Consider the following 16,501-nt stretch of genomic DNA (forward strand, 5'->3'; position numbering starts at 1 on the left):
CTGTATTGAGGCTCAGGATTACTATTTAGAACTATTCTAATCCCAATCGAGCGCCTTCTTCTTGATCACATAGATAAAGCCCAAAAGCAGCATTCCCATAAAGATAAACATCTCAATAAGTCCCTGCATTCCAAACTCTCTAAAGTTAACAGCCCAAGGATACATAAATATCACTTCTATATCAAAAATGACAAATAAGATTGCGACAAGGAAGTATTTGATGGAGAAAGGCTGCCTTGCATTACCCACCACCTCAACACCCGACTCGAAAGAAGAAAGTTTTTTCTCAGACCGTACCTTTGGCCCCAAAAGGTGCGTCCCCACGATAGTAAGAACTCCGAAACCTGTAGCGACAGCTAATTGAATCAGAATAGGCAGATAATCTACCGGCATATTCTCTATTTGTACGTTTTCCATGATCAGTTTAAGTCTCAGTTATATACACAAAAATATGAATTTTATCCCCAAATAAAAAGGGGAACTGAATGACAGTTCCCCTTTTTATTATTTATATCTAGAAATTTAGCTCTTTAAATAGTCGATATAAGCCTGAGCCGTTTCATCCTCTGGATTAATCTTGATTGTATTCTCAAAATACTCCAATGCTTTCTTATTTTCACCTTTCAATAAATGGAAGTATCCAACGTTATTGTAAGAGTCCACCAGTTTAGAAGTTGCATCATCATCCAATGTCTCACCGGCAGCTTGTTTATCTTTCAAGACCTTGATCAATTGATCAAAAGCAGGCACAAACAATCCTTTAGTCAATTCTGGAGTCTCTGGGTTAATAACATCCAACTGCATATTCGCATAACCTGTCATATACAGCGCCTGTACCAAATATTCGTCATAGACTTTTTGATCATTTGATTTCACAATAACGTCAAATGCTTTGATCGCGTCATTCAATTCTTTCGTCGCATCTTCTTCCTTTTCTTTCTTAGCTGCTCCCGCGCGGAAATTTGCCATTCCCAAGAAGTAATTTGCTTCGTAATAGAAATCCGTTCCCGCCTTCTGCGCAGGTATATTGAAGATAGCGGCAGCTACATCATATTTACCTTGACCAAAAGCAACCATACCAGCCGAGCCGATTTCTGGCATCATCTCAGGATTCATTTCTAAAGCCTTCTGCAAATTAGGAAGTCCTTTAGCAATATTCCCTGCTTCGATGTTTGCTAAACCCGAGAAAAGATAATCGATATCGATCAGACGGCTTTCTTCTGCACCAGCAAATAACTTGTCGAAATACTCAACACCTTTCGCATAATCTTTATCTTGGTTGACAGCGATCAAACCTAAATAACGGAACACCTTAGCATCTACCCCCGGTACATTAGCCAACTTTTCTGCTACCGTTTTCAACTCGTCATATTTTTGACCATATACCAAGAAATCCGCATAACGTACATTAGCCTCCGGAGACATATCACCTGTGACCTGCAAATATTTTTTATAACTATCTACAGCCTTTGCAACCTGTGCTTCGTAAGCCGCTTTTTCCTCATCGGTATTATCAGGCATACGTTTCGCCATTTGCAACTGTGTCTCTGCTATTTCGCGATATACCGGACCATAGTTAGGGTATTCAGATGCAATATTATTATATTGCTCCAACGCCTCATCAAAAGCAAATGCCCGTCTTGTAATTAATGCCTGTTGGACCCTTGCTTTAACCAAGTTCGGGTCTACATTCAATGCATCACGGTAACTCACATAAGCCTGGCTATTATCTTTTAATCCTAAGAAAGCATCTCCCAATGCTACAGGAACCATAGCATCTTTAGTATTTTTAGCTTTAGCCTGAGTCAAATAATCTACAGCTTTCGCAAAATCAGGCTTAGGTGCATCAATATATGCACGCCCGATATAATATAGTGGTAAATAGTCTTTCTTTCCTAAAGAAGCTGTTGCTGTCGCAAATTTAGACTCCGCAGCAGAAGTATTGTTCTTCATCAAATCAACAATACCTAAACCGACACTGTTCAATTGCTCCTTAGGTGCATTGGTCAGACCATTGTTGAAAATCATAGCCGCTGAATCCACCTTTTCGTTAATCAAATAAATCTGTCCAAGGTAAAAGTAATTCTCACCATCTTTAGCCTTCTTCTCGACCAAATTTTGCAAAATACCTTTAGCCTTATCGTACTGCTCTGCATCGATAGCAGCCTGAGCATCCTTCAAACTTTGAGCACTTGCTGTACCAACCACAGCCCCAGCTAGTAATAAACTCAAAAATAATTTGCTTTTTGTCATAATTCTATCTTGTATTCTAGTTGTTTACTAATTTATTTTATCTCTAATTATTATTTCCCTACCAGGCATTGTATAAGGTAATAATCCTGATTTCAAAACTATGCGTTGTCCTCTATCCCCTGTCATGAAAGCTGAGAAGCCGATTCCCAAACCCATATTCGGCTGGTAGTTCAAGACGAAAATCTCTCGCTTCAAAGGGTATTCCCCTGTAGCTAAACTCGTTTGAGAAGGTTTGACAAATTTCCTTTCGCCCGACTGTTCGTTAACTACGCTCAAGATACGAATTTTATCTTTTTCTGAAAAAGAACTTTCTAAAGATAAAAATTGATTATAACTAATCAAGCCAACTTTTCCTTTTTTTTCGGCTACTTCCCTTAGAACAGCATCGGCACTGCCCTTTGCCTCCACATACACGCTGGCAACTTTATCAATTTTCCCCAGTTCTCTAAAATAACGGAAGACACTTGAGTTTAGGTTGTCAAAAATTAACGAGTAATTCTGTGCTTTATTGCCTTTCATCAACTCTATAACATCAGACACTTTTGCACTCGTATCCGCATCGTTAACATTTCCTACCAAAATAATGCCATCATACGCAACGTTATAAATCCTTGGCCTAATGGATCTGGCTTCGAATCCCTTTCGCTCGTCCTCAGTCAACTGCCTTGTCAATACTGCGAAAGCCACATCACCATTTAAAAGACTGTTAACAACCTGTACTTCAGGCTTAGCATGTTCGTCGATTTTAGCATTGTAATATGAACTCTCAAAAACTTCTTTCTGTTCCAAAAACAAAGGCAAAACGGTTTCGTCTACGGCAACTTGCAACACCCCAGCTAGGATATCATCCTTCTTCTCCTTCTTGGTATTAGAACAACCTGTAACGCCCAGAGTAACAACACCGATCAACACAGAACAAAAAAACAGCTTCATATACAGTAAGATTTAAAGATTAACAGAAAGATTAATCGCTTATTATTTTTTATCGTAAAAAATTATTTTGCCAAAGTCTAGCAAACCGCATAAAAGAATATACAATTAGTAAGCCACCAAACATATTTTTATACGTCTTGTCGATCTCTAATGGAAACTGTTTCCAAAAGATAATTAATAGACCTAAAATGAAATAAAAAAGGAACATACATAGGCCTAAAATGGACAGAAATCGCTGTGTTGGCGATTTCTGTCTAAATTTATTGCTTCTTGAGTTGTTATTCACACTCATTACATATTTGTTAAGTCCAAACGAATCGGTAAAGTATAGGCAACACGTACAGGACGTCCGTTCTGTATACCTGGGCTCCACTTTTTCGCTTTCTTCAACAGGTTGACAGCCGCCTGTCCCGTACCGTAGGATAGGTCACGAACGACCTTGACATCAGTCAGCTCGCCGTTTTTCTCTACCACGAATGATACCTGGACAGTTCCTTTCACTCCTGCATCAATGGCTCCTGAAGGGTACTGATAGTTGTCTCCAATCCACTTACGGAATGCAGCCATACCACCTGGCGGTTCTGGTTGGATCTCCACAGATTCGAAGATTTCCTCCCCTGTACCTGTTCCGCCTTCCACACCTTTGGTACTACCCGTAGCTGAACCAGCTACATCTTTAGTACCCCATTTGCCTTCTGTCGTAATGCTTCCACCCTTCATACCTTTCATAGCAACAGGGCCGATAAGTTTTTTCTTATCTGTAGCTTCCTCTACTGTAGCGACCTCTTGCTCCACAGCCTTCTCCTTAGGAACAGGCTTGATTTCTGGTAGAGCCACTACATCCAATGCTGGTTTAGATTCTGCAATTTTAGGTGCTTCCTCTTGCACAGGTGGCTTTTCTTCTTCTTCAGGAAGCTTCTCCGCCAGATCCTCTAAAGTAACCTCTTCTGTGAAAGCAATCTCCTCTTTAGGAGCCTCTTTTCCTGAAAAAAGCTTTAGATTCATTGCGGAAGGAATACTGAAAACTGCAACAACTGCCATTACGATCAGTAACGCGGTGTTAGTCGCTTTCGGCCCCAGCTTACGAAGCTCGTAAGCTCCATAGGCCTTGTTCCTGTTCTCGAAGACAACATCAAGCCACTCCTTTTTAAATATATTTAATTTTTCAAACATATTAATTCTGTTTTATGATAACTATATGTGGCGACTAGTCGTTATACAGATTATCTTTTTTCAATAGCTCAACTTCTTCGGTCATGATACGGTTAGATATCATATAACGTTTGACATCTACGATTTTCATCTCGTCCAATGCATCTACGATATTTCTAGTTACTGATTTCTCACTTGGTCGTATCACCACGATCATATCTTTACCACCTGCCTGCTGAGGAACTAATTGTTTCATCTTAATAAGTACGGCACGTAGGCCATCTTTACTATAATCAACAACTGTCGGTCCTTGAAGTGGCTTCTTGACATCCCCCTGATACCAGATAAGTTTGTCATCAGACCCCAATACTAAAGTCACACTACGATGCTCATCCACATCTACATCTGTCTGTTTATCGGTCTCGACATTTTTATCAGGCATAGCGACATCCATCGCTTGAGGCTTATTCAAGGAAGTGGTCAACATAAAGAACGTAATCAGTAAGAACGCCAAGTCAACCATGGCTGTAAGATCGACCTTACCACCATCTTTCTTGGTTCTGCCTTTTTTACTTTTCTTACCAGAGTCTTGATTTAATTCTGCCATTTGTCTCTATTCTATTTAATCAGCTTTAAGACCAGTTACGAAACTGAACTTGTTTTGCTTCTGATTACGTAATGTTTCAATTATTAAATTCAAACTAGGAAACTTCTCATCAGCATCTGCCTTGATTGCTACGGTCATTAGCTCGATATCATCCGGATCGCCACCACTTTCAATAGCTTTATCTCTCAATATCTTTGCTGATGCCAATCTAGCCTGTTTTACCCATGATGACAATTCATTTGATGCATTTGTCGTCGAATCTACAGGGATACCTTTTTGCTTATCTGCCGTTCTATCGCCTGATTCTGCAGCCAACAATGTTTTCATTGTTTTCATTGACACCCCAAAATCTTCCATCGATTTGAATTTACCATATTCCTCTGGTGTAAATTCAATACCATACAACGCGCCCATTTGCTGTAATGCTTGTACACGTACGTTTTGGTCTGACATATGAAAGAAGACTTTCCCTTCATCACCTACTGTGATCATCGCTACGTTTCCATCAGGCAATTTTGCTTCCGAATACGAATGTGGTGCGTCAACAATAAGTGACTCTTGTTGTCTTGCGGTTGCTGTAAGAACGAAGAACGTAAGAAGCAAGAAAGATACGTCACACATCGCGGTCATATCGATCGATGTACTGGCTCTTTTTACTTTTGCTTTACCCATTTTCTTTAATCTTTTTTAATTAACAACTCTTCTTTACTTAATGATGCTTGCCTATTTCAATTTCCATAAAAAAATTGAAATTTATTCAAAGCATCTTATTTGTGGTTAGCCGCGTACGTTTGTACGATAGAGAAACCAGCCTCGTCGATAGAGTAAGTTAATTTGTCGATTTTTGCAGTCAAGATGTTGTACATTACAATCGCAAATGTAGATGTAGCAATACCTGTCGCTGTATTGATAAGAGCCTCTGAAATACCGTTTGCTAATTTAGCTGAATCTGGTGCACCACCTGTTGCCAACGCCGAGAAGGCCTTGATCATACCTGTTACCGTTCCTAATAGACCAGTCAATGTACCGATAGAAACCAATGTAGCCAATACGTTAAGATTTTTCTCTAACATCGGCATTTCTAATGCTGTAGTCTCTTCGATTTCTTTTTGGATAGCCAAAGCCGATTTTTCTGAATCCAATCCTGGGTTAGCCTCCACATCTTTGTATTTTAACAAACCTGCTTTGATCACGTTAGCAACGGATCCTTTTTGTTTGTCACACTCAGCGATAGCTGTATCGATACTACCTGTTTTTAATAATGATTGTACTTTTCTTACGAAGTTACCTACATTACCTGTACCTGAAGCTTTGCCGATAACGATAAAACGCTCAATAGCGAATACCCATACCATTAAAAATAATCCCAATAGAACGGGAACTACATAACCAGCGTGATAAACCATACCACCATAGTTACCTGGAAGCGGTTGATTCTCCTGTTTTCCATCAATAAAGTTTGAAGGATTACCCATCACATATTCCCAAATCAAATAACCAATGATAAAACAAATAACGATAGATAAGCTCGCAAATAAGTTACCTGAATTGCCACTCTCTTGTTTTGCTGGGCTAGTAGTTTTTGGTGCGTTTGCCATTTTTACTAAATTTTAGATTTTACTGTTGTTTAATTATTTATGTTTAATTCAATTTTATGCAATACTTGTCGCATCATTTTGACGTCTGTCAAAACAAATATACTATTTTGTTACAAAAGTCAAATTTTTTAGCATTTAATTTTAAACTCTTTTTAATGTGCTTGACGGATGAGCATCAGCGGCAATCATATCCTCAATACACATATAAATTAAATGTTCCCATCTTGTGAATATTATGCAATAAAAACTATTTTTTCTTTGATATGCAAATTAATAAATAGTTAATCGAAAAAAATAAGTAAGCTATCACTCACTTTGATTGTTTCAACATATTTGTGCTTTACTGTACCTTACGCTGCTAAGATCCTTGTATTAACGTATTTATAAATCAAAAATTGTCTTATCCACCAACTTGTTTTACGTTATATCCAGAAGATGCTAATAATTCAAAAACTTTTTGCTTAAAATCTCCTTGTATCAAAATTTCGCCATCTTTCGCAGATCCGCCCACTCCGCATTTTTGCTTTAACAATTTAGCGAGATTCTCCAGATCGCTATCTTTACCTACAAATCCTTCAATAACAGTGACAACTTTTCCTTTACGGGATTTACGATCCAAAAGAACTTTCAGCTTCTGCTTTTCATTGGGTAAAGTATCTATCTCAAAATCTAGATTCTCATCGTAGTTAAAAGAGCTATCTGTTGAATAGACAACACCTTCGTACCGTTGCTTTTTTTGCTTTGACATTTTTATTTAAAAGTTATAGAAGTTATAAAAGTGATGTAGGTTACAAGGATTTTTCCATAACCATCATAATTTTTGTCACTGTTATAACTTTATTTTAATATAGAGTAACGCCTTTACGGTTTTACAGTTTCACAATTTTGCCGCTCCCTCATTAACATATTATTTTCAATGAGCTTGGTTTTACTTCAATCTGTAGATTACCAGGCAACACTAATGGCTCTCCATCGACATGTACCGGTCCGGTATCATCGCGCTCGATCAGGATGTCCTTCCCTGGAATAATTTCCACATACTCCGACTGGTCCGCCGAGCGGTTAAAAAGATGATACACCATCATGGGCAAAATATAAAGCGGGAATTTATGTACTATACAAACATCCAAAAGACCATCATTAACAGACGCATTGGGTGCGATATATGCATTATTACCATATTGAGGCGAGTTTGCAACCGATATCATAAACGCTTCACGTTCATATTTTTTCCCATCTATGGTCAACGTATAATGACAGGGTTTGTACTTGCTTAATACATTAACAACCGACCGCAAATAACCGATCGGACCACGTATGGAGTCGTTGGCAAAGCGGTCACTCACGGACGCATCAAAACCTAATCCCGCAATATTGAAAAAGGGTTTACCATTGACCGTGCCGCAGTCGACATCCACTGTTTCGAATCGATTCAACCGGCGGATAGCAGCAGTCTCATTCATAGGTATTCCTAAATACAGGGCCAAACCATTACCTGAGCCCTCTGGAATAATGCCCAAAGGAATTCCTGATCCGACCAGTGCGGCTCCCAATTCATTAATAGTACCATCACCGCCCACAGCGATAACCGCATCATATTTATCTTCTATTGCCTTTTTACCCAATTCATAAGCGTGATTGGGCTTTGTCGTCTGTTGAAAAGTCGGGTTAAATTTCTTTAAATCAAGAACTTCCAAAACTTTCTTATTGAAAGCTGTTTTCTTTTTACCTCCCGAAATGGGGTTTATCACAAAAAGTATCTTCTTTTGATCTTCCATAAATGCATACTGTCACGTCTGTAAAGATATAGATTACATTGCAATTAATAATCGTCCAAATCTTGGAATAACTAAAATTAGCTTTTAATAGTTATAAAAGAGTTGTAGCTTTGTCCCGTCAAAAAAGGTGGACTGATTTGCATTTTACTTGAACAGTAAAAAGGGAGATTGCAACCACAGAAAAAAAGTGCTAAAACCATTCATTTACTCGTTTTTCACTTCTACCTGTATTGCTTTTCTCTAACTAAGGTACGATACAGTTCCCACAACGTAATATTATACAAAAACAACTATTGTAATATGGCATATTTATTCACATCCGAATCGGTATCGGAAGGCCATCCAGACAAAATTGCGGATCAAATATCTGATGCATTAATTGATAACTTTCTAGCCTGGGACGAAGATGCCAGGGTGGCTATCGAAACTTTGGTCACTACAGGTCAAGTCGTATTAGCCGGTGAAGTGAAGTCTAAAATATATTTGGATGTCCAGAAAATAACACGAGCAGTCATTGAAAAGATCGGCTATACGAAATCGGCTTACATGTTCGAAGCGAACTCATGTGGTGTATTATCTGCCATTCACGAGCAGTCTGCTGATATCAATCAAGGAGTAGACCGTAAAACGAGGCAAGATCAGGGAGCCGGTGATCAAGGAATCATGTTTGGCTATGCAAACAACGAAACCGACAACTACATGCCTTTAGCACTAGACTTATCCCATCGCTTACTTTACGAATTAGCTGCTTTACGTCGCGAGAATAAAGAAATCTCTTATTTACGCCCCGACGCCAAGTCGCAAGTTACCTTAGAATATAGCGACGACCATAAACCCTTGCGTATCGACACCATCGTAATCTCTACACAGCACGATGATTTTGACAACGAAGATACGATGCTTGCAAAAATTACAGAAGACATCAAAAACGTTTTGATTCCTCGTGTCAAAGCACAATTGAAGCCGGAATTACAAGCATTATTCAACGATGATATAAAATTCCATGTCAACCCTACTGGTAAGTTTGTAATCGGCGGTCCACATGGAGACACGGGCCTTACTGGACGTAAAATCATTGTAGATACTTATGGAGGTAAAGGAGCACACGGAGGAGGTGCATTCTCGGGGAAAGATCCATCAAAAGTAGACCGTTCAGCGGCTTATGCAACGAGACATATCGCCAAAAATCTAGTAGCTGCTGGTATAGCAGACGAAATATTAGTACAGATTTCGTACGCTATCGGTGTAAAAGATCCTATGGGAATCTACGTAAATACATACGGAACGAGCAAGGTAAATTTCTCTGATTCCGAAATTGCAACGAAAATTTCTGAAATTTTCGACATGACACCATACGGTATCGAAACACGCCTGGGCCTGCGTAACCCTATATATTCAGAAACCGCAGCTTATGGACATATGGGAAGGACACCAAAGACCGTCACGAAGACATTTGAAAGTTCTAATGGTGAAACCAAAACGGTGGAAGTAGAGCTATTTACCTGGGAAAAACTAGACTACGTGGATAAAATCAAAACGGCTTTCGGAATATGAGTCTTATAAAACAGATCATACGTTAAAAAAAGCGCAAAGAACTAATATTCTTTGCGCTTTTTTATGCAGTACATACGATACTTGATAGGCTTCCGATTATCTATAGCTTTTGATCTAACAGGTAGATTATCCGTACTTCATTCGGACTTAACAGGGACTTCATTCGGATAAACCCGAATAAAACTCGGGTTTTACCCCTGTTTTCTTCCTATCAAATACCTTTTGAGGTAAAAGATGTCCCCGACTTGGTAAAAGAATTAACCGAAGACTTCTCTAGTAGACTTAAAGCATATTGAGATAATTAGGGATTGAAGACCTAATAAAAAGAGAGCGTGATCAGTAACATAAGGAAGACCTATATCAAGCCTCTTGCCTTAACTTCTAAATACTTATTAACCGCATTGATGCTCAAATCCTCAGGAGCAGTATAGATAGTCTGCAACCCATTACGGATGAGCTCCTGTATAATCAGATTTTTCTCATAGACAAACTTCTCTGCTATAATCTTATTGTAGACATCGATTGTTTTAAAAGCTTCCTCCCTCGACATCTCCAAAAGCTCCGTATTCTTAAAAACAATCACCACCACGATATGGCTCTTATTCAGCATCCGTAAATAAGGGAGCTGCCTGTTCATCGCTTCAAGCGTCTCGAAATTGGTATATATAAAAATCAGCGAACGCTTATTAATATGCTTTCTAGCAAAGGCATACAAACCGCCAAACTCTGACTCTTCAAACCTTGTAGTGATGCCATACAACTTGTCAGCGATCAACTTCATCTGCTTATTGTTCTTCTCTGCCGGAATATGGTTATTTACATCTTTAGAAAAGGTAAGCATTCCCGCTCGGTCCTGTTTGAGTATCGCAGCATTAGAAAGTACCAAGGTCGCATTGATAGCGTAGTCCAATAAGGTCATTTCTTGGAAAGGCATACGCATAACACGCCCCAGATCAATAAAAGAATAAATCGGTTGGGATTTTTCTTCCTGATATTGGTTTATCATCAGCTTATTATGTTTTGCAGAGGCTTTCCAATTCATGTGCCGGTATTCATCACCTTTTACATATTCCCGTATATGATCAAACTCCATGGTGGAGCCGATGCGACGGATACGCTTAACACCTAACTCTACAAGTCTATCCATAGTAGCGAGCAACTGATACTTACGCATCTGCACAAAAGATGGATAGCAAGGGATATCAAGATGGTTCTCTAGCGTAATTCTTCTTTCGAACAGCCCCAAATGACTGATTAAGACGTGACATTTTCCAAATGAATAAATTCCCCGGCTTTTGGGAGATAATTCATAATCAATCTCATGCACCCTATGTGGTAACAGTCGTAACGAAAACTCATTCTGCCGCATTTGCAATTGCACAGGCATCTCTTCCAGCACTCGGGCTTTCATGCCGATAGTATAACGACTGGAAACAAGCAGGGAAAATGTATTGACATCGCCATTAGACATTTTTTCGGGATACCTACGCTCAATGACAATAGGCTTTTTGAGAAAAAACAGAAATAACAAATCCCAAACGCATACAAGCAACAATACCCACGAAAGAACGGCACATAGGATACGTAAAGGTTCCACGTAAAACGACAACGCGAAACCTCCCGCTAATCCTAAGAGCAGAAAGAAAAACAGATTCCTAACATACAACCGCTTTATCCAATTCATTATCGCGGGATTTCTACAGACTCTACCAATTGACGAATAATATAATCGGCAGAAAAGCCTTCCATTTCCTTCTCCGGTGTAAGCTGCACACGATGCCCTAAAATTGGTGATGCTACATATTTCACATCCTCAGGAGTTACAAAATCCCGACCCTGTAGCGCTGCAAAAGCCTTTGAAGCTTCCAATAAAGCTATAGACGCACGAGGTGAGGCACCTAGACTTAAATTTGGATTGCTACGTGTCTGCACGACAATCTGCGCGATATATTGTAGTACATCATCATGTACATAGACAAGTTTGACTAAGTGCTGAAAATGGATGACCTCTTCCTTAGACAACACCGCCTGAACTAGATCTTCCTTATTGCCTGCACGCTGCAAATGATGTTCTTTTAAAATGTTTAACTCTTGCTCAAACTCAGGATAAAGAACATCAACCTTGAATAGAAAACGGTCGAGCTGCGCCTCCGGCAACCTGTATGTTCCCTCATGCTCAATAGGGTTTTGAGTGGCAAACACAATAAAGGGGCTAGTCATCTTGTAGGTATGACCGTCGACAGTCACTTGTTCCTCACTCATACATTCAAATAGGGAGGCCTGCGTCTTTGCTGGAGCCCGATTGATTTCATCGATCAAAATGATATTGCCAAATATAGGCCCTTTTCTAAATTCAAACTCATTGGTTTTCAAATCCAATATAGATGACCCTGTTACATCTGATGGCATCAAATCGGGCGTAAACTGAATTCGCTTAAAATCACTATTTATAGTCTTAGCAATAAGCTTGGCTGTCAATGTCTTAGCCACACCCGGTAATCCTTCAATAAGAGAGTGTCCACCAGCAAGAATAGATATCAACAACATATTGATAACTCGATCCTGTCCTACAATAACTTTTTTAATTTCTTGCCTTACCGCATCCAACTTATGCTGTAAAACAGTCAAATCAATCCTATTTTCAAAATCGGGAAGATAACGGTCTGTTAGGTGATCTTGTTCGCTCATATCAAATTGGCTTTACTTTTAAATTCTTCTATCTTTTTATTAACATATTTTACATCTTCTGTGGAAAAACTATCCTGTTCGCGGTAGCTTTGGAGAGAAGAGAAAAGTGTGATGGTTACTTCTAAAGGCACTCCGGATTTCATTGATAGCTGGCGCAGAAACTTACTATCAACAAGATCCATCGTTTCCAAATGGTAGCTATGTCGTATAGCATAAAGAAAATAATCTATTTTCTTCTGAACAATATTGCCCGGATCTCCATTTTCATAATATAATGTTCCGATGGTCTTTGCGAACTCTTTTGAGAGATTAGGCTCAGGCCGCACAATCTTCACTGCCCGTTGCTCCCGCTTACTTTTAAATACGAGCAGAACAAACAGGCCAAACAGCAACAAATACCAAGCTTGGTTAAAACCCGGACTCGTCAAAATCACACGTAAAGGGGTGACCGATTGTCCAGAGTTGAAATAGTAGTCAGAAAATAAAATTTTCCTACTTTTAATCAAACGAAGAACTCTCGACACATAACTGTACCCTTCTTCTTGCAAAAGGTGATAATTGGTAAATACTTCAGGCAGCAAATGCAAATATAGCGTTCCCTTTCCGTGAGATACACGAATGAAGTTAGGAATACTCCTCCCTCTTGCATGCAGCTGACCTAAAATAGTACAGGTCCTTGCATCAAGTTTAGAGAATACATTAAAATCATTTATCTTATCTAAATAAAGTCTTGTTGTATCTGTTCCCAAGGAATAACTAACATTTTTGTCTGTAGGAACAAATAACTTATACTGCAGAGACTCTGCTTCTATCTCCAGTGTGTCCAATAATTGCTTACCGATATAGGTAGACGCTATAAATACCTCGCCTCCTCGATCGACGAAATCCAATATTTTCTTAGCGTCCGAGTCACCATAACTCACTTGTTGATATACGTCTAGGAGTGCTGTTCCATAACCTTTAATGCTATCTAGACGATCGACCAATTCGTATATAGTCTCCCCAAAATCTTCATACACACGATCTGGCCCCAATATGCGGGGTACTTCATTCCGAAAGACAAATAAGCCATACGGTATTTTATCCCTGAAATTGTAGGTCTTGGTCCAGTTTATCGGACGCTTAGCCCCAGCATCAATCAGCGCTATTCCAATAGCAACAACCAATACCAGTAAAAGTCCTATTCCTATACTCTTTTTCAAGACCACCTCCTTTGAAATTGGACAAAACGTTCTTCATACTTGGTGTAAGAGTTCTCCGTAATAGTAAAACCACCAAACCATACATAATCAAATACCGAAGCACAATCTAGAAAATCAGCTTTCAGCATCGCATTATCGACTTGCTCCATCAATTCACTATTCGTCTTGGATTGATTCCACTGTACAATCCCCTTTCTACCCAAGAGCTGAATGTTCATCAAATGTAGGTAACGTATAGCCAAAGCATAATTCTTTTGTTGCAAAGCTTCAGACAGATAGGTAGCAACATCCACCTGTAAAAGATTTTTCTCTATAAAGTCTATTTGCCGCTCTTCTTCCTCCTCCTTTTGATGATGTATGTACACCTGCTTACGGGATAAGAAGAATTTATAGATCAAAAACACAAAGATAACAGCTCCGATAATGGCTAGTACATTAACAATCCCTTCGTTAAAATTATGCTTAGGAGTAGGAAAAAGACTGGATATGAAAGCACCAATGCGATCAATCAGTTTGTCAAAAAAACTCAGTTTATCTGAAATACTTTCTATATACTCAAACTCTTTACTTTGGTATCTTGACAGCATAGCGTCATACGATGGCAATGTATCCCCTATTACCATCTTGTCCTTGGGGATAGAATCATAATATCCCGATTTCCAATATTCGTAGATCGGAGCAGTACGCTCCCCATTCAAAGTATCAACAGTTGCATCCTGCAGAACATTAAACATTCTTCCTCCTCCCTATCTTATGGATTTTTTCAAAAACATCTTCACCGAAACGAAGCTCTTTGGCCGTTTCATAAATAATTCCGTAACTGATCACCGATAACATGTAGTAGATAATAAAAAAAACGGTCAGCATTGTACTTCCAAAAGTCACCAGTATCTTGCCTATATAGGTTTCAAAAAAATCATTGCTGAAGCCTACATAATTATAAGCTATCAACCCCAAAATGATAAGAGGAACTATGCTCATCAAGGTCATTAACGAGCGAAATAAAAAAGTAACAACATAAGAGGCTAAGCCATATTCGGCAATCTTTTCTTTAAGCATCGAAAAGGCTGAAGTATAAGTGTCAAAAAGGTCATAATAATTCTCCCGATATAACATAAATGCCGTAAAAAACCACAGTCCTAATATGGCAAAAACAATGCCTACAGCAATAGATCCGACGAAAGGAATCAAGGCCGAAATAAATACTACAAAACCGATTGGAATAAGCAGAATAACGCCAACAACTACACTCCCTAGTAAAAAGCGGAAGTATTTGCTACTTTGACTCTTAAACGCTACCCATATATCCTTATAGGAAAACGCGAGATCTCTTCGATCCCTTAGCAGGATAAAATACTCTATAGTAAATCCAAAAGCAAGGACACCGATAATCAGCATACACAACGCCGCTAATCCAAGAGTGATCAACATATCCACAATCTCGCCCGAACTATAATCAGCATTTAAGTTAAGTTGTGTAGAGATATAATAGCCCACAAGCAACATTAGGCACAGTGGACCGATCAACATCCGCAACAGCTCTCGCGTCAGGTGTCCCCAAATTATTTTTAGTAGGTTGATAAAGTCCTGTACAAACTCTCCTACTCTACGCTCTCGCTTAAATTCGAATTCGCTTAACTCCATTTATACCTACTTGCTAATTGTCGGGGTCTAATGATATAACAATAAATAATAGCGATCGTCGAAACCAAGATAATACATACACATAGCCAAATCGAAAATTGGTAGTAACGTGTGACAAACCCCTCCAGTGTACCTGCGATAATAAAAAAGGGCACTGTACTGATCAAAACTTTTGATGCTTGCTTTGTCGCGGCTTTAAAGGAGTCCAATCGGCTATAAGATTTTGGGAAAAGGATACTATTGCCCATAGCAAGGCCACAACCTCCAGCAATTATAATAACGGAAAGCTCAATCGTACCGTGTATCCATATTGCAGATATGGCTTCCGGCAATACGTCGTACTTATAAAATAGATAGTGAAAAGTTCCTACCATAATTCCATTACTGAATAGGATATAACCTGTACCTAAACTAAAAAAGGCGCCTAAGATGAAGGCGTAAAAGGCAACTTTTACATTGTTAATGGTTATAGCCAGTGCTCCTCCCCAATTGCTTCCATCCTGATAGACGCCAGCAGGATTTCCGGCCTTAATATTATCGACCGTCATATTGACATAATGATCACCTAAAATGAGACGGACAAACCCCTCATCGTATTGAGCGGATACAAAACCAATGAGGCTGGCAAATAAAAAAATCAATAGTGAATACAATAAAGGTCGTCGTATGGACCAGATCGCTTCAAAAACTTCAACCTTAAAAAAATGGGATATTTTGTTATTAGAGGATTTTTGATCCTTATAGATCAGCTGATGCGCACGAATAGAAAGCTCATTGAGATATTGCTTGGTCTTACTTTGCGGATAAAAAGTCTGCGCATATGCTAGATCATTCGTCAGTTCGATATAGTTAGATGCCAATGTATCGGGATTCACATCACCTTTATTCGTCAAATTATTTTCTATTGACAACCATTTTTCTTTATTTCGTTCTATAAAGGATGCTTCTCGCATAAACTTAAGATTACAGCTCGCTATAAACTTAGATAAAATGCTGCGTATTCCCGAATACAAAGAAAAAATAATCTATCAAAATCTTATAATGACACAGAATCTAGAGCTTTTGTAACCTAGTAATTAACATAACTCCGTA

At 38.9% G+C, this 16,501-nt stretch carries 16 protein-coding genes; 1 reads left to right on the forward strand and 15 read right to left on the reverse strand.

Annotation, left to right across the window (positions count from 1 at the left end; genetic code table 11):
- Nucleotides 1–36: 36 nt before the first annotated feature.
- The 9 genes from JKG61_RS17270 to JKG61_RS17310 all read right to left on the reverse strand — a co-directional run bounded on the left by JKG61_RS17270 (nucleotide 37) and on the right by JKG61_RS17310 (nucleotide 8,321).
- The gene (locus JKG61_RS17270) at nucleotides 37–417 is read right to left on the reverse strand and encodes an NADH-quinone oxidoreductase subunit A (protein WP_202104196.1); all 381 of its coding nucleotides are present in this window, start codon (nucleotides 415–417) and stop codon (nucleotides 37–39) included.
- A gap of 105 nt (nucleotides 418–522) precedes the next feature.
- Complete coding sequence (locus JKG61_RS17275) at nucleotides 523–2,232, reverse strand: tetratricopeptide repeat protein (protein WP_237249523.1); 1,710 nt, start codon at nucleotides 2,230–2,232, stop codon at nucleotides 523–525.
- Between the two features lie 48 nt (nucleotides 2,233–2,280).
- Nucleotides 2,281–3,186 (reverse strand): PstS family phosphate ABC transporter substrate-binding protein, encoded by a 906-nt coding sequence (locus tag JKG61_RS17280; protein WP_202104198.1) that lies wholly within the window; start codon nucleotides 3,184–3,186, stop codon nucleotides 2,281–2,283.
- A 291-nt stretch (nucleotides 3,187–3,477) separates the two neighbouring features.
- Nucleotides 3,478–4,359 carry an energy transducer TonB gene (locus tag JKG61_RS17285; protein WP_202104199.1) on the reverse strand — a complete coding sequence of 294 codons (882 nt, stop codon included), beginning with the start codon at nucleotides 4,357–4,359 and terminating at the stop codon, nucleotides 3,478–3,480.
- A 34-nt stretch (nucleotides 4,360–4,393) separates the two neighbouring features.
- Nucleotides 4,394–4,945: an ExbD/TolR family protein gene (locus JKG61_RS17290; RefSeq protein ID WP_202104200.1), complete on the reverse strand. Its 552-nt coding sequence runs from the start codon at nucleotides 4,943–4,945 to the stop codon at nucleotides 4,394–4,396.
- Between the two features lie 15 nt (nucleotides 4,946–4,960).
- Nucleotides 4,961–5,617 (reverse strand): ExbD/TolR family protein, encoded by a 657-nt coding sequence (locus JKG61_RS17295; protein WP_021068300.1) that lies wholly within the window; start codon nucleotides 5,615–5,617, stop codon nucleotides 4,961–4,963.
- Between the two features lie 95 nt (nucleotides 5,618–5,712).
- Nucleotides 5,713–6,543: a MotA/TolQ/ExbB proton channel family protein gene (locus JKG61_RS17300; RefSeq protein ID WP_021068301.1), complete on the reverse strand. Its 831-nt coding sequence runs from the start codon at nucleotides 6,541–6,543 to the stop codon at nucleotides 5,713–5,715.
- Nucleotides 6,544–6,943: 400 nt separating this feature from the next.
- Nucleotides 6,944–7,291: a translation initiation factor gene (locus JKG61_RS17305; RefSeq protein WP_202104201.1), complete on the reverse strand. Its 348-nt coding sequence runs from the start codon at nucleotides 7,289–7,291 to the stop codon at nucleotides 6,944–6,946.
- Nucleotides 7,292–7,442: 151 nt separating this feature from the next.
- Complete coding sequence (locus JKG61_RS17310; protein WP_202104202.1) at nucleotides 7,443–8,321, reverse strand: diacylglycerol/lipid kinase family protein; 879 nt, start codon at nucleotides 8,319–8,321, stop codon at nucleotides 7,443–7,445.
- Between the two features lie 300 nt (nucleotides 8,322–8,621).
- On the opposite strand from JKG61_RS17310, the gene metK reads away from it, so the two are divergent.
- On the forward strand, nucleotides 8,622–9,875 hold the full coding sequence (metK, locus tag JKG61_RS17315) for a methionine adenosyltransferase (RefSeq protein WP_202104203.1): 1,254 nt from the start codon (nucleotides 8,622–8,624) through the stop codon (nucleotides 9,873–9,875).
- 355 nt (nucleotides 9,876–10,230) lie between these two features.
- On the opposite strand, the gene JKG61_RS17320 is transcribed toward metK, so the two are convergent.
- From JKG61_RS17320 to JKG61_RS17345, 6 genes are read right to left on the reverse strand one after another with little or no spacing between them, the layout of a single operon-like run.
- A complete protein-coding gene (locus JKG61_RS17320) occupies nucleotides 10,231–11,559 on the reverse strand; it encodes a DUF58 domain-containing protein (protein WP_237249524.1) in 1,329 nt (442 codons plus the stop codon).
- The gene (locus JKG61_RS17325) at nucleotides 11,559–12,563 is read right to left on the reverse strand and encodes an AAA family ATPase (RefSeq protein WP_202104204.1); all 1,005 of its coding nucleotides are present in this window, start codon (nucleotides 12,561–12,563) and stop codon (nucleotides 11,559–11,561) included. Before JKG61_RS17325 ends, JKG61_RS17320 begins: the two co-directional genes overlap by 1 nt.
- Nucleotides 12,560–13,765, reverse strand: a complete 1,206-nt coding sequence (locus JKG61_RS17330; protein WP_202104205.1) for a DUF4350 domain-containing protein — start codon at nucleotides 13,763–13,765, stop codon at nucleotides 12,560–12,562. The genes JKG61_RS17325 and JKG61_RS17330 overlap by 4 nt, the downstream gene beginning before the upstream one ends.
- Complete coding sequence (locus JKG61_RS17335; RefSeq protein ID WP_202104206.1) at nucleotides 13,762–14,499, reverse strand: hypothetical protein; 738 nt, start codon at nucleotides 14,497–14,499, stop codon at nucleotides 13,762–13,764. Before JKG61_RS17335 ends, JKG61_RS17330 begins: the two co-directional genes overlap by 4 nt.
- Nucleotides 14,492–15,409, reverse strand: coding sequence for an ABC transporter permease (locus JKG61_RS17340; protein ID WP_202104207.1), 918 nt, complete (start codon nucleotides 15,407–15,409; stop codon nucleotides 14,492–14,494). The genes JKG61_RS17335 and JKG61_RS17340 overlap by 8 nt, the downstream gene beginning before the upstream one ends.
- Nucleotides 15,400–16,362 carry a stage II sporulation protein M gene (locus JKG61_RS17345; protein WP_202104208.1) on the reverse strand — a complete coding sequence of 321 codons (963 nt, stop codon included), beginning with the start codon at nucleotides 16,360–16,362 and terminating at the stop codon, nucleotides 15,400–15,402. Before JKG61_RS17345 ends, JKG61_RS17340 begins: the two co-directional genes overlap by 10 nt.
- Between the last annotated feature and the right edge of the window lie 139 nt (nucleotides 16,363–16,501).

The organism is Sphingobacterium faecale, assembly GCF_016746095.1.
GTDB lineage: Bacteria > Bacteroidota > Bacteroidia > Sphingobacteriales > Sphingobacteriaceae > Sphingobacterium > Sphingobacterium faecale.